Origin of the sequence: Mycolicibacter virginiensis (assembly GCF_022374935.2) — a bacterium.
Lineage (GTDB): Bacteria > Actinomycetota > Actinomycetes > Mycobacteriales > Mycobacteriaceae > Mycobacterium > Mycobacterium virginiense.
This window is the reverse complement of sequence record NZ_CP092430.2, coordinates 3,849,022-3,865,362: the sequence shown is the minus strand read 5'-3', so window position 1 is coordinate 3,865,362 and position 16,341 is coordinate 3,849,022. Positions and strand designations below refer to the sequence as shown.

Annotated in this window: 20 protein-coding genes; 9 read left to right on the top strand and 11 right to left on the bottom strand. The window is 68.3% G+C overall.

Translation table 11 applies throughout. The annotated features are described in order from the left end of the window. Positions 1-4: 4 nt before the first annotated feature. The 6 genes from MJO54_RS18775 to MJO54_RS18750 all read right to left on the bottom strand — a co-directional run bounded on the left by MJO54_RS18775 (position 5) and on the right by MJO54_RS18750 (position 6,368). Positions 5-1,525: a CoA-acylating methylmalonate-semialdehyde dehydrogenase gene (locus tag MJO54_RS18775; RefSeq protein ID WP_240175312.1), complete on the bottom strand. Its 1,521-nt coding sequence runs from the start codon at positions 1,523-1,525 to the stop codon at positions 5-7. Between the two features lie 288 nt (positions 1,526-1,813). Next, on the bottom strand, positions 1,814-2,398 hold the full coding sequence (gene rfbC / locus MJO54_RS18770) for a dTDP-4-dehydrorhamnose 3,5-epimerase (RefSeq protein WP_240175311.1): 585 nt from the start codon (positions 2,396-2,398) through the stop codon (positions 1,814-1,816). Between the two features lies 1 nt (position 2,399). Next, entirely contained in the window at positions 2,400-3,416 is a 1,017-nt protein-coding gene (gene rfbB / locus MJO54_RS18765; RefSeq protein WP_240175310.1) for a dTDP-glucose 4,6-dehydratase, read from the bottom strand. 76 nt (positions 3,417-3,492) lie between these two features. Continuing rightward, positions 3,493-4,338, bottom strand: coding sequence for an LLM class F420-dependent oxidoreductase (locus tag MJO54_RS18760; protein WP_065152866.1), 846 nt, complete (start codon positions 4,336-4,338; stop codon positions 3,493-3,495). A 23-nt stretch (positions 4,339-4,361) separates the two neighbouring features. Continuing rightward, a complete protein-coding gene (locus MJO54_RS18755) occupies positions 4,362-5,852 on the bottom strand; it encodes a flotillin family protein (RefSeq protein WP_434085416.1) in 1,491 nt (496 codons plus the stop codon). 21 nt (positions 5,853-5,873) lie between these two features. Beyond that, entirely contained in the window at positions 5,874-6,368 is a 495-nt protein-coding gene (locus tag MJO54_RS18750; RefSeq protein ID WP_046284783.1) for an NfeD family protein, read from the bottom strand. Positions 6,369-6,658: 290 nt separating this feature from the next. Between MJO54_RS18750 and infA the strand changes: the two genes are divergently transcribed. Together infA and rpmJ are read left to right on the top strand one after the other, a co-directional pair. Beyond that, positions 6,659-6,880, top strand: a complete 222-nt coding sequence (infA, locus tag MJO54_RS18745; protein ID WP_003418601.1) for a translation initiation factor IF-1 — start codon at positions 6,659-6,661, stop codon at positions 6,878-6,880. A gap of 54 nt (positions 6,881-6,934) precedes the next feature. Then, positions 6,935-7,048, top strand: a complete 114-nt coding sequence (gene rpmJ / locus MJO54_RS18740; RefSeq protein ID WP_003879483.1) for a 50S ribosomal protein L36 — start codon at positions 6,935-6,937, stop codon at positions 7,046-7,048. Here the strand turns inward: rpmJ and MJO54_RS18735 are convergent. After that, a complete protein-coding gene (locus tag MJO54_RS18735) occupies positions 7,045-7,185 on the bottom strand; it encodes a hypothetical protein (RefSeq protein WP_240175309.1) in 141 nt (46 codons plus the stop codon). The genes rpmJ and MJO54_RS18735 overlap by 4 nt on opposite strands. Positions 7,186-7,279: 94 nt before the next feature. Between MJO54_RS18735 and rpsM the strand changes: the two genes are divergently transcribed. The 6 genes from rpsM (at position 7,280) to truA (ending at position 11,283) form a co-directional block, all read left to right on the top strand. Next, positions 7,280-7,654, top strand: a complete 375-nt coding sequence (rpsM, locus tag MJO54_RS18730; RefSeq protein ID WP_024443769.1) for a 30S ribosomal protein S13 — start codon at positions 7,280-7,282, stop codon at positions 7,652-7,654. Between the two features lie 5 nt (positions 7,655-7,659). Beyond that, positions 7,660-8,070, top strand: coding sequence for a 30S ribosomal protein S11 (gene rpsK, locus MJO54_RS18725; RefSeq protein WP_024443770.1), 411 nt, complete (start codon positions 7,660-7,662; stop codon positions 8,068-8,070). 15 nt (positions 8,071-8,085) lie between these two features. Further along, entirely contained in the window at positions 8,086-8,691 is a 606-nt protein-coding gene (rpsD, locus tag MJO54_RS18720; protein ID WP_046284771.1) for a 30S ribosomal protein S4, read from the top strand. Between the two features lie 72 nt (positions 8,692-8,763). Further along, on the top strand, positions 8,764-9,807 hold the full coding sequence (locus tag MJO54_RS18715; protein WP_046189663.1) for a DNA-directed RNA polymerase subunit alpha: 1,044 nt from the start codon (positions 8,764-8,766) through the stop codon (positions 9,805-9,807). A gap of 74 nt (positions 9,808-9,881) precedes the next feature. Further along, positions 9,882-10,436, top strand: coding sequence for a 50S ribosomal protein L17 (gene rplQ / locus MJO54_RS18710; protein WP_105294418.1), 555 nt, complete (start codon positions 9,882-9,884; stop codon positions 10,434-10,436). Next, positions 10,408-11,283: a tRNA pseudouridine(38-40) synthase TruA gene (gene truA, locus MJO54_RS18705; protein WP_046284773.1), complete on the top strand. Its 876-nt coding sequence runs from the start codon at positions 10,408-10,410 to the stop codon at positions 11,281-11,283. The genes rplQ and truA overlap by 29 nt, the downstream gene beginning before the upstream one ends. A 72-nt stretch (positions 11,284-11,355) precedes the next feature. Here the strand turns inward: truA and MJO54_RS18700 are convergent, their stop codons facing one another. Continuing rightward, on the bottom strand, positions 11,356-11,991 hold the full coding sequence (locus MJO54_RS18700) for a cutinase family protein (RefSeq protein ID WP_275564468.1): 636 nt from the start codon (positions 11,989-11,991) through the stop codon (positions 11,356-11,358). Positions 11,992-12,050: 59 nt separating this feature from the next. Then, a complete protein-coding gene (locus tag MJO54_RS18695) occupies positions 12,051-12,746 on the bottom strand; it encodes a cutinase family protein (protein ID WP_046284775.1) in 696 nt (231 codons plus the stop codon). Between the two features lie 94 nt (positions 12,747-12,840). Here MJO54_RS18695 and eccB point away from each other — a divergent pair, with 94 nt between their 5' ends. After that, a complete protein-coding gene (eccB, locus tag MJO54_RS18690) occupies positions 12,841-13,932 on the top strand; it encodes a type VII secretion protein EccB (protein ID WP_240175308.1) in 1,092 nt (363 codons plus the stop codon). Here the strand turns inward: eccB and mycP are convergent. Together mycP and MJO54_RS18680 are read right to left on the bottom strand one after the other, a co-directional pair. Then, complete coding sequence (gene mycP, locus MJO54_RS18685) at positions 13,868-15,136, bottom strand: type VII secretion-associated serine protease mycosin (RefSeq protein ID WP_240175999.1); 1,269 nt, start codon at positions 15,134-15,136, stop codon at positions 13,868-13,870. The two genes, eccB and mycP, sit on opposite strands and share 65 nt — an antisense overlap. A 42-nt stretch (positions 15,137-15,178) precedes the next feature. Then, entirely contained in the window at positions 15,179-16,333 is a 1,155-nt protein-coding gene (locus MJO54_RS18680) for an EsaB/YukD family protein (RefSeq protein WP_046284777.1), read from the bottom strand. Positions 16,334-16,341 lie beyond the last annotated feature (8 nt).

Sequence of the window (16,341 nt, the reverse complement as noted above, 5' to 3'; positions counted from 1 at the left end):
TGTCCTATTCCATTGTGGGGATGTGGAATTCAGCGCCATCCTTGATCCCCGAGGGCCAACGCTGCGTGACGGTCTTCACCTTCGTGTAGAACGTGATGGACGCCGTCCCGTGCTGGTTGAGGTCGCCGAAGCCGGACCGCTTCCAGCCGCCGAAGGTGTGATAGGCCACCGGCACCGGAATCGGCACGTTCACACCGACCATGCCGACCTGCACCCGGGAGGTGAAGTCGCGGGCGGTGTCGCCGTCGCGGGTGAAGATCGCCACCCCGTTGCCGTACTCGTGCTCGCTGGGCAGGCGCAGGGCTTCTTCGTAATCGTGGGCACGCACGATGCACAGCACCGGGCCGAAGATCTCGTCGGTGTAGATCGACATGTCGGTGGTGACACGGTCGAACAGCGTTGGGCCGGCGAAGAAGCCGCCGGTCAGATCGGCGTCGCCGAATTGGGTGTCGTCGCTGGCCCGTTCGCGGCCGTCGATCACCAGCTCGGCGCCGGCGGTCACGCCTTGGCCGATGTAGTCGTTGACCCGGTCCAGAGCGGCCCGGGTGACCAGCGGGCCGTAGTCCGCCTTGGGGTCCAGGCTGTGGCCGACCCGCAGGCCGTTGATGCGCTCCACTAGCCGGGAGCGCAACCGCTCGGCGGTCTGCTCGCCGACGGGGACCGCCACCGAGATCGCCATGCAGCGCTCCCCGGCACTGCCGTAGCCGGCGCCGATCAGTGCGTCGACGGCCTGGTCCAGGTCGGCGTCGGGCATCACGATCATGTGGTTCTTGGCCCCACCGAAGCACTGGGCACGTTTACCGTTGGCGGTGGCCGTCGAATAGATGTACTGCGCGATGTCGGAGCTGCCGACGAAGCCGATCGCGGCGACCTGCGGGTGGTGCAGCAGGGCGTCGACGGCTTCCTTGTCGCCGTGCACCACCTGCAGCACGCCCGGCGGCAAGCCGGCCTCCACGAACAATTCGGCAAGACGCACCGGCACCGACGGGTCACGCTCGGACGGCTTGAGGATGAATGCATTTCCACACGCCAGGGCCGGTCCGGCCTGCCACAGCGGGATCATCGCCGGGAAGTTGAACGGAGTGATCCCGGCGACCACGCCCAGCGGCTGGCGCAGCGAGAACACGTCGATGCCCGGGCCGGCGCCCTCGGTGTGCTCGCCTTTGAGCAGGTGCGGGATCCCGACGCAGAACTCGATCACCTCGATGCCGCGCTGGATGTCGCCGCGGGCGTCCTCGAGGGTCTTGCCGTGCTCGCGGGAGAGCAACTCGGCCAGCTCGTCGACGTGGGTGTTGACCAGGTCGATGAAACGCATCATCACCCGGGCCCGGCGCTGCGGGTTGTAGGCGGCCCAACCGCGCTGGGCCGCGGCCGCGGAGGTGACCGCGGCGTCGACGTCCGCGGTGTTGGCCAGCGGCAGGGTGGCCTGCACCTTTCCGGTGTTGGGGTCGAAGACATCGGTGGTGCGCTGTGACGAGCCGGCGTTTCGGTGGCCATCGATGAAGTGCGGAATCTGTGTGCTCATGCGGTCATCCCGGGAGTGTTTTCAGTGGCGAGTGGTGGGCTGAATCTGCCCGGTTCCGAGAATACTAGGACATCCTAGTAATTGCTAGAGGGTCGTTGCCGCGTTCACGGCGGGTGTGAAGCGCCCGGCACTGGGGTCGCGGCGGGGATTCGCGTCCGGCGCTTCCGCCATGATCGGACGGCGGTCGATCCGATCGCCCGCATGATCGGCTGTGTACCCACTCGGGCCGTTGGTGGCTGGCCGACATGGTCATCCGCGCCCTGTTGGGTGCGAAGCTGGACCGCCGATCTAGCGCGGCTCGGGGGTGGGCTTCCAGGAGGGCAGCAACCCGGCTTCCCGGACCTGCTCCAGCGACGGGGCGCTCGCATCCCGGTCAGAGAGCACCAACGGGTGATCGGCCGGCCAGTCGATCCCGATCGCGGGGTCGGTGGCGCAGATGGTGTGCTCGCGCTGCGGATCGTATTCGGCTGAGCACAGGTACATCACCGTCGAATTGTCTTGCAGTGCAAGGAATCCATGCGCCAAGCCCGCGGCGAGATACACCGACCGACGATCCTGGGCGTCCAGCAGTACCGCATCCCAGTGACCGTAGGTCGGGGAGCCGACCCGGATGTCGACGACGACGTCGAAGACCGAACCTGACACGCAGGTGACGTATTTGGCTTGACCGGGCGGCAGTTGGGCAAAGTGCAGTCCGCGCAGCACTCCGGCGCTCGACACCGAGCAGTTGGCTTGGCGCAGGTCGAAACGGTGCCCGGCGAATGCGGTGAATTCGCGGTCGGTGAACCACTCGAAGAACACGCCGCGGGAATCGGAGTGCTGAGTCGGGGTGAGCTCCCATGCTCCGGGGATGGCCAGCTCGCGCGCCTGCACGTCAGCGTCCCAGCTTCGCGTAACGGGCCTCGGCGGCCTCTTTCAATGGGGCCCACCAGGATTCGTTGGCGCGGTACCAGTCGATGGTCTCGCGCAGGCCGGCCTCGAAGTCGGTGTGCTCGGGCTTCCAGCCCAATTCGTCGCGCAGCGCTGACGGGTCGATCGCGTAACGCAGGTCGTGACCGGGCCGGTCGGAGACGTGGTCGAAGTCGTCCGGGTCGTGGTCCATCAACCGCAGGATCGCCTGCAGCACGCTGCGGTTGTCGCGCTCCCCGTCGGCGCCGATCAGGTAGGTGCGCCCGATGTGGCCGCCGGTCATGATCTGCCAGACGGCACTGTTGTGGTCGTCGACGTGGATCCAGTCGCGGACGTTGGCGCCGCTGCCGTACAACTTGGCCCGCCGCCCGGTGAGCAGGTTGGTGATCTGGCGCGGGATGAACTTCTCCACGTGCTGATAGGGCCCGTAGTTGTTGGAGCAGTTCGAGATCGTCGCGCGTACGCCATAGGAGCGCACCCAGGAGTGCACCAGCAGATCGGCGGCGGCCTTGGTCGACGAGTACGGGCTCGACGGGTGATACGGCGTCGTCTCGGTGAACCGGCGCGGATCATCGAGGGCCAGATCGCCGTAGACCTCATCGGTGGAGATGTGGTGCAGCCGTATCCCGTGGGCGCGCACCGCCTCCAGCACGGTGAAGGTGCCGACCACGTTGGATCGCAGGAACGGCTCCGGGTCGGCTAGTGCATTGTCCACGTGGGTTTCGGCGGCGAAGTGCACCACGGCGTCGGTCTCGGGATTCAGATCGGCGACTAGGGCGTCGACCAGCGCGGCATCGGTGATGTCGCCCTGCACCAGCCGGAACCGGCCGGCCTGGGAATCCAAGGCGGCCAGCGATTCGCGGCTGCCGGCGTAGGTCAACGCGTCCAGCACGGTGATCGTGGTGCCGGGGCGCTGCGCGAGTGTGCTGTGCACAAAGTTGGCGCCGATGAACCCGGCGCCACCGGTGACCAGCAGATGCATGGGGCAACCATAACCGGGATCCTCGGGGCGATTTCGGCGCGGTTTCTCTCGCTCAGCGGGCACAATCGCGCCGAAATCACAATCCCAGGGGCCCGGCCAGCTCGGTCAGGGTCGGCAGCAGGTTCTTCCAACCGCCCAGCACCTGGATGGTCACTTGGTCCGCACCGGCGTCCAGGTGCTCGCGCAGGCGAGCGGCGATCTCGTCGGCGGTGCCGTGCGCCACCACCGCGTCGATCAACCGGTCGCTGCCCGGCGCGCGCACGTCGCGGTCGCTGAACCCCAGCCGGCGCCAGTTGTTGACGTAGTTGGACAGCCGCAGGTAGAAGCCGACCGCCTCGCGTCCGGCCTCGCGGGCCGCGCCGGCATCGGTGGACAACACCACTTTGTGCTCGGGCGCCAGGAACACCGACGGGCCGACCAGCTCGCGCGCACTCGCGGTGTGCTCGGGGGTGGTCAGGTAGGGGTGCGCCCCGGCGCTTCGCTGCGCCGCCAACTGCAGCACCTTGGGGCCCAGTGCTGCCAGCACCCGGCGGCTGGTCGGCACCCCGGCCTCGTCGAGGGCGTCCAGGTAATCGGTCAGGGCGGCAAACGGGCTGCGGTACTCGGCGGTGGCCTCGGAGTGGCCGACTCCGATGCCGAGCAGGAACCGGTCTGGGTAGGCGGATTCGATGCGGTGGTAGGACTCGGCGACCTGCTCGGCCGGTGCGGACCAGATGTTGACGATCCCGGTGGCCACTTGCAGGGTCGCGGTCGCCGCCAGCAGCGGCTCGACAAATGCCAGGTCAGCGGCCGGCGAGCCGCCCACCCAGATGGCGCCGTAGCCCAGGCGTTCGATCTCGGCGGCCTGTTCAGGAGTGGGGGATCCGAAGGTCCACACCGCGTAGCGGCCCAGGTCGGGCTTGAGTGCGAACGTGTCCGACATCGTGACTCCTGTGCTCGTTGCAGTTACTCGGTGGGCAGCGGATACGAGTTGGGGACCGGTGGCGATTCGGTGTCCTTCGGACTCAGCATGGCCGCCACGTCCACCCCGGATGCCTTCAACGTTTCCAGCACCTTGGCGATGCCCAACGGACTGATACCCAGTAGACCGCCGATCGCATCCTGCGCATCGCCGGCACCGCCGACAATCGACAGTCGCTCGATGTCCGACAGTGGCGCGGCTGCGGCCTGGGTGGCCGCCACCACCGAAGCCAGCACGTCGGGGAGCATCAGCATTCGGGCTGCCTCCGCGCTGTAGCTGTTGAGGGCGTTGGCAATCTCCTTCTTACCCTCGGCTTCGGCAAGCAGCTTGGCCTTGGTGCCCTCGGCTTCGGCGACCAGGGCCGCCCTGGCGCCGTCGGCTTCGGCCTGGCGTTCCACCCGCAGGGCGTCGGCGGCCGCCTTGCGCGCGTCGGCTTGTGCTTCACCGGCCTGTCGGGCCGCCTCTGCCTGGGCCTGTGCCGCCAGGATCGCGGCCTGGCGCTGCCCCTCGGCCCGGGCCACATCGGCCTGCCGCTGCGCCTCGGCGGGGGCGATCACATCGGCTTGCAGCGCGGCCTGGGCCTGCTCGGCGCGACGCTGTTCCACTTCAATGCGGGCCTGCACACGGGCGGCCTCGGCCTGTTCGACGGCGATCCCGACGTCCTTCTCGGCGCGAGCGTGCGCCAGCGGACCGGCCTGGTCAGCTTGGGCGTTCTCGGCCTCGGTCTGGGCGCGCAACCGGGCCAGCTCGACATCGCGCTTCTGATTGGCGGTAGCGATGGCAGTGTCGGCTTCGGCCTGGGCGACCGCACCGGCCTGGCGCGCCTTGGCCGACTGGATCTGGGCGTCCCGCTCAGCCTCGGCGGTGCCTACCGTGGCGTCGCGTTTCACCTCGGCGATGCGGCGCTGACCAAGCGATTCGAGATAACCATTGCGGTCGGAGATACCGGCGATCTTGAGAACGTCGACTTCCATGCCGATGCGGGCCAAGTCGGTGCCGGCTTCCTCGACCACGCTGCGGGCCAGCGTGTCGCGGTTGGAGTTGAGGTCCTCGACGGTCATCGTGGCGGTGATGCCACGCAGGCTCCCGGCCAGGATGTCGTTGATCTGGCGCTGCAGATCATCGAGGTCCGACGTCAGGAAGCGTTGCACCGCGGTCTGCACGGCTTCGTCGGCCGAGCCGATGCGGACCAGGCCGACGGCTTCGACGTTGACCGGCACGCCGTTGTTGGACAGCGCGTTCTGCAGGTTGATGCTGACGTTGAACGGCTCCAGCGACATGATGTCGACCCGTTCGATGCCCGGCATCCGGAACCTGGCCCCGCCGCGCACCACCTTCGGCGTACCCCGCCCGGTGAACACCGCGACTTCGTTCGGCGGGACCTTGATGTAGTTCTTCACGTAGATCATCGGCAACACGACCAGCAACAACAGTGCTGCGATAGTGCCGATGGTCACGATCAAGACAAGCGACACGATTACTGCCTCTCTAGCGGGTTACTGAGCGGGTACTGCGACGACGTGCAGGTAATCGGCGTCGACATCGGCGATGTAGACGCGGGTGGCCTTGGCCAGAGTCTGCGGCTCCGGGCTGATCGCCCGGGACCGGACCCGGTTGCCGTCGGGGTCGACGAAGGCGATCTCACCCCACCCGCCGGGCGGCACGTCGATCGTCACGGTGCCCAACAGGCCGATATAGGCCGACCGCCCGTGCTGGGAGTTCGATTCCTGTCGCCGCAGGTAGGGCAGCACAACACCGTGCAGGATGAAGGCCAGGGTGACTCCAGTGCCGAGACCCAGCGCGCCCGCGGGCAGGGCGCTGAACCCGGCCCATGTCGCCACGAGTCCGCCGGCGCCCGTTCCGACCAGTGCGGCGGACATTCCGGTCAGGCTCAGGAACGGCATCCCGTCGTGGCCGATATCGGTCAGCAGCAAGGCGGTGAGCAGGGCGATCGCACCGACGGCGAACGCCGCCAGGTACACAATCGTCACCACGCCTCCTGTAGGTCGAGCGCCGCCGGTTCGCCGATTGTCAGGGTCATCCTCGCATGCCGGCGCCGTGTGCGAACCCGCCGTTTTTGGCGTGGGGGGCGGATGCGGGTATCGTAGGTCGACGGTGCGGCGTCCGCGTCGACTCTTGCGTGTCCAGTCTGAGATTCTTGGGGTTCTACCTGGAATTTCCTGTCACCGGCCCACGTTTTGCAGTCGTAGTCGATGCTGCGCCGTGGCGGGCGCATGCACACGCGACAAGTAAGTCAGACACGGAGGATCGCCGGAGAGTAATGGCCAAAAAAGACGGTGCAATCGAGGTCGAGGGTCGAGTGGTCGAACCCCTGCCCAATGCGATGTTTCGCATTGAGCTGGAGAACGGTCACAAGGTGCTCGCCCACATCAGCGGCAAGATGCGGCAGCACTACATCCGTATCCTGCCGGAAGACCGGGTGGTCGTGGAGTTGTCTCCCTACGACCTGTCCCGCGGACGCATCGTCTACCGGTACAAGTAGCTCCCGACCGCCCGAAGTACGTCAACCAGCGATTAGAACAGGACCACAGCAGCCGTGAAGGTGAACCCCAGCGTCAAGCCGATCTGCGACAAGTGCAGGGTGATCCGTCGGCACGGCCGGGTCATGGTGATCTGCTCGGACCCGCGCCACAAGCAGCGCCAGGGCTAAGCGGCGACCGCTAGCGCGGCGCCAGCCGGGCGCAGCGGGTCGTCGCCATCGACACAGATCGCCGGCCCGGCGAAGCCGGGCACCAGCCACAACTGAATGCAGACCTCCCAGTACCAGTGAGCGGATAGGCCGCCCACACACGCCCGGATCGGAGGCCGGGCCCCGGAGCAGTAGGCCGGGAACGGGCTGGGATCACAACCTCCGTAACGAAGATGAAAGGGGCATGCCCCCATGGCTCGACTTGTGGGCGTCGACCTGCCGCGCGATAAGCGCATGGAGATCGCGCTGACCTACATTTACGGCATCGGCCGTACTCGCTCCAACGAAATCCTGGCCGCGACCGGTATCGACAAGGACCAGCGCAGCAAGGACCTGACCGACGACCAGCTCACCCAGTTGCGTGACTACATCGAGCGCAACCTGAAGGTTGAGGGCGACCTGCGCCGCGAGGTGCAGGCGGACATCCGTCGCAAGATTGAGATCGGCTGCTACCAGGGTCTGCGGCACCGTCGCGGCCTGCCGGTGCGCGGCCAGCGGACCAAGACCAACGCGCGCACCCGTAAGGGCCCGAAGCGCACCATCGCCGGTAAGAAGAAGGCCAGGTAAGACCCATGGCAACCAAGAAAGCGACCGGGCCCAAGAAGGGCCAGAAGACTCGGCGTCGGGAAAAGAAGAACATCCCGCACGGTGCCGCTCACATCAAGAGCACCTTCAACAACACGATCGTGACGATCACCGACCCGCAGGGCAACGTGATCGCGTGGGCGTCGTCGGGTCACGTGGGCTTCAAGGGCTCGCGTAAGTCCACTCCGTTCGCCGCGCAGCTGGCCGCCGAGAACGCTGCCCGCAAGGCGCAGGAGCACGGCGTGAAGAAGGTCGACGTGTTCGTCAAGGGCCCGGGTTCGGGTCGTGAGACCGCGATCCGCTCGCTGCAGGCCGCCGGCCTCGAGGTCGGTGCGATTTCCGATGTCACCCCGCAGCCGCACAACGGTTGCCGTCCGCCCAAGCGGCGTCGGGTCTAGGAGGACTGAAACAAAATGGCTCGTTACACCGGACCCGCCACCCGCAAGTCCCGCCGTCTGGGTGTTGACCTCGTCGGCGGCGACCAGGCATTCGAAAAGCGCCCCTACCCGCCCGGCCAGCACGGTCGCGCGCGGATCAAGGAGAGCGAATACCGGCTGCAGCTGCAGGAGAAGCAGAAGGCGCGCTTCACCTACGGCGTGATGGAGAAGCAGTTCCGTCGCTACTACGAGGAAGCCGTCCGTCGTGGCGGCAAGACCGGCGAGGAGCTGCTGCGCATCCTGGAGAGCCGGCTGGACAACGTGGTTTACCGCGCTGGCCTGGCCCGCACCCGCCGGATGGCCCGTCAGCTGGTCAGCCACGGCCACTTCACCGTCAACGGTGTGAAGGTCGACGTGCCCAGCTACCAGGTGTCGCAGTACGACATCATCGACGTCAAGGACAAGTCGATCAACACGGTGCCTTTCCAGATCTCCCGTGAGGTCGCCGGCGACCGCCCGATCCCGGGTTGGCTGCAGGTGGTCGGGGAGCGTCAGCGCATCCTGGTTCACCAGCTGCCGGAGCGTGCCCAGATCGACGTGCCGCTCACCGAGCAGCTGATCGTCGAGTTCTACTCGAAGTAATACAGCTCGGGGTCCCACCCCGAGTCCCCCAACCGGCATCAAATAGCGGGTGCCAGAAGGAGAAAGAAAAACATGCTGATCTCGCAGCGTCCGACCCTGTCCGAAGAGGTCGTGGCCGAGAACCGGTCGCAGTTCGTCATCGAACCGCTGGAGCCGGGATTCGGTTACACCCTGGGTAACTCGCTTCGTCGCACCCTGCTGTCGTCGATTCCCGGCGCGGCGGTCACCAGCATCCGCATCGACGGTGTGCTGCACGAGTTCACCACGGTCCCCGGCGTCAAGGAAGATGTCACCGACATCATCCTGAACCTCAAGGGCCTGGTGGTCTCGTCCGAAGAGGACGAGCCGGTCACCATGTACCTGCGCAAGCAGGGCCCGGGTGCGGTCACCGCGGGTGACATCGTCCCGCCGGCCGGCGTGACGGTGCACAACCCCGACATGCACATCGCCACCCTGAACGACAAGGGCAAGCTCGAGGTCGAGCTGATCGTCGAGCGCGGCCGCGGTTACGTGCCGGCCGTGCAGAACAAGGTGTCGGGCGCTGAGATCGGCCGCATCCCGGTTGACTCGATCTACTCGCCGGTGCTCAAGGTGACCTACAAGGTCGAGGCGACCCGTGTCGAGCAGCGCACCGACTTCGACAAGCTGGTGCTGGACGTGGAGACCAAGAACTCCATCAGCCCGCGGGACGCGCTGGCCTCGGCCGGTAAGACCCTGGTCGAGCTGTTCGGTCTGGCACGGGAACTCAACGTCGAGGCCGAGGGCATCGAGATCGGCCCGTCGCCGGCCGAGGCAGACCACATCGCCTCGTTCGCGCTGCCGATCGACGACCTGGACCTGACCGTGCGGTCCTACAACTGCCTCAAGCGCGAGGGTGTGCACACGGTCGGGGAGTTGGTCGCTCGCACCGAGTCGGACCTGCTCGACATCCGCAACTTCGGGCAGAAGTCCATCGACGAGGTCAAGGTCAAGCTGCACCAGCTCGGCCTGTCGCTCAAGGACAGCCCGGCCAGCTTCGACCCGTCGCAGGTGGCGGGCTACGACGTTGCCACTGGCACCTGGTCGGCCGACGCCGGTTATGACGAGCAGGACTACGCCGAAACCGAGCAGCTTTAACGCCAAACCTCTCGAAAGAGAGCCGTCCCGGCCCTACCTGATACGGGGGCCGGCCCCATTTAGGAGAAGTCGCAATGCCCAAGCCCACTAAGGGTCCCCGCCTCGGCGGAAAGTCCTCGCACCAGAAGGCGCTGCTGGCCAACTTGGCCACGTCGCTGTTCACTCACGGCCGGATCAAGACGACCGAGCCGAAGGCGCGGGCATTGCGGCCGTACGCCGAGAAGCTGATCACCCACGCCAAGAAGGGCACGCTGCACAACCGGCGTGAGGTGCTCAAGAAGATCCGCGACAAGGACGTGGTGCACTCGCTGTTCGCCGAGATCGCCCCGCACTTCGCGGACCGCAGCGGTGGCTACACCCGGATCATCAAGGTCGAGCCGCGTCAGGGTGACAACGCCCCGATGGCCGTGATCGAACTGGTCCGGGAGAAGACCGTGACCTCGGAGGCTGAGAAGGCACGTAGGGCCGCTAAGACTGAAGCCAAGGCGGAGAAGGCTGCCCCCAAGACCGAGAAGGCCGAGAAGCCCGCCGAGGTCGAGGAGAAGGTCGAAGAGCCGGCCGCCGAGGCGACCGAGGCTGCTGAAGCCACCGAGGCCACCGATGCGGCCGAGGGTACCGACGAGTCCTGACGGTACGGCCGAAGTCGTCCGGCTTCGGCTCGACATCGCCTACGACGGCACGGAATTCGCCGGCTGGGCGGTTCAGGCGGGACAGCGCACGGTCGCCGGAGTTCTCGATGAGGCTCTGACGACCGTGTTCCGCACTCCGGTGCGGTTGTTCGCGGCGGGACGCACCGACACAGGCGTGCACGCCACCGGGCAGGTGGCCCACATCGATGTACCGGATTCGGCGCTGCAGCACGCCTATTCGCGCACCCGGCGTGACGGCGAGCCGGAGTTCCTGGCGCTGACACGGCGATTGGCGCGCTTCCTGCCGATCGACGTGCGGGTGCTGCGGGTGCAGCGCACCGTAGCTGACTTCGACGCCCGGTTCTCGGCGCTGCGTCGCCACTACGCCTACCGGTTGTCGACCGCGCCCTATGGGGTGGCGCCTCAAGAGGCCCGCTACATCACCGCCTGGTCGCGGCCGCTGGACGTCGACGCGATGGCCGAAGCCTCCCGAAATCTGGTGGGGCTGCATGACTTTGCGGCCTTTTGCCGGCACCGCGAGGGAGCGACCACCATTCGCGACCTGCAGCGCTTGGACTGGGTGCGTGACGGTGAGCTGGTGACCGCGCACGTCAGCGCCGACGCGTTCTGCTGGTCGATGGTGCGCTCGTTGGTCGGGGCGGTGCTGGCGGTCGGTGAGCACCGCCGCGATGCCTCGTGGTGTGCAGATCTGCTGAACGCGCAGCGCCGATCCAGTGATTTCACCGCCGCACCCGCACGTGGGCTGACCTTGGTCGGGGTGGATTACCCGCCGGACGATCAGCTGGGAGCGCGCACCATCATCACCCGGGATATTCGCACTCGCTAGACCACCGAGTGTGCGGTTTGGGTCGCGGAAGCGCGTTTTCGGCGACCAAACCGCACACTCGAGGCAACCGGGCTACAGCAGGCCGGCGACGAACGAGGCGGCCTGATTGGTCATGCCGGGTGTGTAGCCGGAGTGCGCGGAGAAAATGCGCCCGGGGGAGCACACCGGGTCGCCATCGGTACACAGGTCGATGGTCTTGAATCCGTAAGCCGGACTGTTGGTCAGCGGCTGCCCGATCTTGTTCGACGGGTTGCCGAACACCGCGATCGCCGCGACGTGGTCGGCGGCCTCGGGCGGCAGCGGCGCGGTGAAGCCGAAGCCGGGCACCGGTGCCGCCGCCACGATGTCGATGATCGCCGCGCCCTGTGAGTAGCCGCCGAGGACCAGGCGGGTGCCCGGGCAGTTCTCCACCATCCACATGATGTGGGCGCTGGCGTCGTTGGCGCCGTCGGCTGCCCGGCCGAAGTCGTAGCTGGCCGGGTAGTTGACCGCGTAGGCGCCAACCGAGCGGGACGTCTGGTTCCGCAGCGCGTTGACCAGGCCGTCGCCTACCCGACCCAGGCCCGGCGGCTCGCTGGTCCCGCGAGCGAACACCACCTCGACATCTGGGCAACCGTCAGCCGAGGCTGTCGGCGTCGATGACGCGGTGGGGTCCATCAGCAGCGCTGTAGCAGCGGCTCCTGCCGCCAGGATGCGGAATGCCTTCATAGTGAACGATAGTAGCGAAAATAAGCCTTGACGAGCTAACTAAAACGGGGTGGGCCCGATCACGGCTCCAGCGTCGGTGCCGGACCCGCGGCCCGCAGCCGGCCGGCGACGAAGTTGGCCGCCTGGCTGGTCAGCGCCGGGATGTAGCCGTCGGTGTGATCGGTCCATTCGTTGCCGGGGCCCTCATGGCAGATCGGATCACCCGGGTTGCACAGGTCGAGAGCCTTGGAGCCGAACAGGGCGCTCTGCACGCTGATCGGGCCGCCAGTGCGCACAGCCGGGTTGCCGAACGCCACCACGGCCACCACCTGGTTGGCAAGGTCCGGGGGCAGCTGGTTGCCCCAGGTGATGCCGCCGACCTGTGTGCCGGTGACGATGTCGATGACCGAGGCGCCCTGCGAGTAGCCGCCCAGCACCAGTTGGGTGTTCGGGCAGACTTCGGCCGCCGCCTTGACCCGCCTGATCACGTCGTTGGCGCCGTCGCCCCCACCCAGTTGCAGCCGGCCGGCGGGGTAGTTGACCGCGTACTCGTCGATCTTCTTGGAGGTCTGCTGGCGCAGCGAGTCGATCAGGGCCCGGCCGACGCGGCCGACGCCCGGCGGCTCGCTGGTGCCGCGGGCGAAGATGACCTCGACATCCGGGCAGTCGTAGGCGGTCGCCACCGGGGCGACGCTCGGCGCTACGGCCGGCAGCGTCAGCAGTGCGCCTGCCATCAATGTCGCGGAGAAAATGCTGCTCAGCTGAACAAAACGCATACCCGAGATGGTACCGAAGCCCGAATTCGATACCGACGGGACTGTGGATGGCCGAGTACGGCCGCAGCGGTCTCACGAATAGCCTGTGGCCGATATGGCCGGGCGATCGACGACGCAGCTTCAGCTCAGTGCACACCGCTTCTTTTCTCGCCGGATGGAACGGGCGCTGCGGTGCGGGCGGGTCACGGGCGGCCCCGTCCCCGGTCGAAGTGCCCTGGCCCTGGGCTGGCTATTGAGCATGGTCGTGGTCGTCGGCGCGGTGATGCTGGCCGTCCTACAGCCACAGCCGGTCCTGGGTGATGCGCCGATCCTGCTGGACCGCGCGACCGGGGCGCTCTATGTCCGGATCGCCGACACGGTGCATCCGGTGTACAACCTCGCTTCGGCGCGGCTGATCACCGGGGCGGCCGACCCGCGACCGGTGGACGGCAGTGCGCTCGGCCGGGCTCGGCGCGGGCCACCGCTGGGCATCCCGGGTGCGCCGGGCGTGATCGGGGCGCCACTGCCGGACGCTGCGACGTGGTCGTTGTGCGAGGATTCCGCCGGCACCGTCCTCATGGTCGGTGCCGACCCCCTGCAGTCCGGCAGCCTCGACCCGCAGCAGGCGATACCGGTCAGCTCAGAATCCGGGGCAACCTTTCTGCTCCTCGACGGACGGCGGGTTGCGGTCGACCCTGCCGACCCGCTGCTGGACGCCGCCGTGCCGAGTCGGGTCTCGGCGTTGCTGCTCAACGCGATCCCCGAAGCCCCGCCGGCCGCGGACCTTCACAGGGTGGGACTAGCCCCGGCCGTGCTGTGCGTGCACTGGCGCGCCGACGACCCGGGCGGGGTCACGCTGTCGAGCGGCGTGCGTCTACCGGTGGGGGAGTCGCCGACTGTGCTGGCCCAGGCGGACGGGCCGGGCCCCGCCTTGGACGGGGTCTACCTGCCGCCGGGGCACAGTGCCTATGTGCGCGCGGCCGACACCTCCGGTCACGCCGGCGGTGTCGGCTATCTGATCACCGAGAGCGGGGTGCGGTTCACCGTTGACGACGACGACGCGGGGCGCAGGCTGGGGCTGCCCGCGGTAGCCACCGGGGTGCCGTGGCCGCTGTTGGCTGGGTTGCCGGCCGGCCCCCGGCTCAGTCGGGACCAAGCGCTGCTGGGCCGCGACGCGCCGCCCGGCCCGAAAGTGCCCGACCGGTGACGGCTGACAGGAGCAACGCCACTAGGACAGCCGTGCCGAGGATCGCGGTGCGCAGCCCGGCGGGCGCCGCTTCGGCAGCGGGTTCGGGGTCGGGTGCAGGCAGGGGCAGAGGAAGTGCGGGCGGGGACAGTTTGCGCGAGGTGGTCACGTCAAAAGTGAGCGCGGCCAACACGTCCACGACACCGGCGCCGACAACATCATCACGACCGCCCGGTGGGTGGTGGGCGGTGGCCTTGATCCGGTCCATCACCTGGCGTGGCGTCCACTGCGGAAACCGCGAGCGGATCAGCGCCGCCAGCCCACTGACCACCGGCGCGGCGAAGCTCGTGCCGCGCAACGGTGAGCCGTCGAGGGTGTCTGCCATCGCATCGCCCACGGTGCTCAACGAGAGCACCGCTTCGCCGGGCGCTGCCACGTCGACCCACGGACCGGGCAAGGTGAACGCCGAAGCGACGCCGCGGGCATCCACGGAGCCGACGGTCAGCACGTAGTCGTCGTACCAGGCCGGCGTGACGATCATGGGTTCCTCGGCGCCGCAACCCTCGTCGGCGTTGCCGGCTGCCGCGACGACGACGCTGTTCTTGACCTCGACCGCATACGCCAGCGCGGCGCCCAGCGCTCGGTCGTCGAGTCCGGTACGTGCGGGTCGGCACGCCACCGTGGAGATGTTGATCACCGATGCGCCCAGGTCCGCCGCAGTACGCACCGCCTTGGCCAGGGTATCGACATCGCCGATACCGGCAGCGTCGCCGATGGCGGCGAACCGTGCGCTGGACGCTCGAATACCGATCACGGTGGCCGACGGCGCCACCCCGCTGAACCGGTCGGCTACGGGATCCGGTGCGGCCGCGATGATTCCGGCGACCAGCGTGCCGTGCCCGTCGCAATCCCGGGTGCCGTCGCCGGTGGAGACGTAGTCGCCGCCGGCGATCAATCCGGGCAACCGCCGGTGCGGCGCGACACCGGTGTCGATCACCGCAACCCGTTGGCCGGCGCCCCGAGTGAGCGCCCAGGCCGCGGCCAGGTCCAGCCCGTCGAGCTGAGTCGGGGTCCCACCGGACCCCAGTGCGCCCACCGTGCACACCTCGCGCTGCACCGTGGGGCGTGTCGGCGCGGCCGGTGCAGGCGCGGGCAAACGGGTGTGGTCGACCGGGGGCGGTGCGACCGCGTTCGCCGGCGGTGCGCACGCTGTCGCAGCGATCATGGCGACCGTCGCCAACCGAGCGACCCGGGTACGCGGCACGAGTCAGCCCAGATTCAATCCGCGGGCAGCGCTGTACAACCCGCACAGCCAGCACGCCAGCGGCACCAACGAACCTAGGGCCAGGCCCTCCACGACTTCGGCGCCACGCCGGATCAGTGGGGATGTGGTCGGAGCGGTGAAGCCCAGGCCGAGCGCCGCAACGGTCAGCACCACGGCCAGCGCCGCCGGCCATTGCGCCGTTGTGTGGCCCGCCGCGCCGAGTAGGCCGATCGCCGATGTGGCGGTACCGCCGGCGATCAGCGCCGCGATCTGCACGCCATCGGTGTGCGAGCGGGCGCGCAGTACCAGCGCCAGGCCAGCCGTCGCCGCGAGCACCGCGCCCACCAGGTAGGGCTCCTCGGCCACCGGTGCCCCGACGACCACCGCGGCGGAACCCAGAGCCGCCACGGCCGCAGCCGCCGAAACCAAGCCGGTCAGCAGATCGTGCGCCCGGCCCACCTGTGACTCCTCCCGACCGAACAACCCGGTGGCCGCGGCCGCCACTCGGCCGGCGACGCGAATCATGCCGACTCCCGCGACAACCGCCGCGGCGCCCGCCTGGGGCAGTGCAATCCCGGCCACCGCGACGGCCATTCCCGCGACCGCGCCCAGTAGCGCCAACCCGGCCAGACAGCACAACGTCGTGCGCACCAACCCGTTGCAGCCACTCGGCGGGACGGTCATCAGGGCGACCGCGCCGGTGGCCGCGACCGCCAACAGTGCGTTCGGGGCGCCGGGGCCGCCGGGAATCGCCACGAAGCCGGCCACCCCGGCCAGCCCGGACGCGGTCAGCGCGGCGCCCAGCCGGCGCGCCGCCCGATTCCGCGGGCGCTCGATGGTCCGTACCGCGGCCGCCACCTGTTCGGCGGGATCGTCGAACGATACTTGCGGGGCCGAGCATTCGGCGCGGGTCAACACCAGGGTGGCGCCATCGCGGATGCCTTGCTGAGACAGTGTTCTCGTGCCGTCGAGTGCAGGGCGCCCCAGTTCGGAGAGGCGATAGGGGCGCAGCGAGTCCGGACTGGCCCGGTGCGGCATCAGCTCTACGACGGCGGGGATCAGGGCCGCCACCGGCACGCCGGACGGTAGCGTCAGATCAGCGTGCGTGTTGTCGGCGTGTACGGCGACCCGCCGCAGGCCCGAATCCGGATTCGACACGTCCCGTT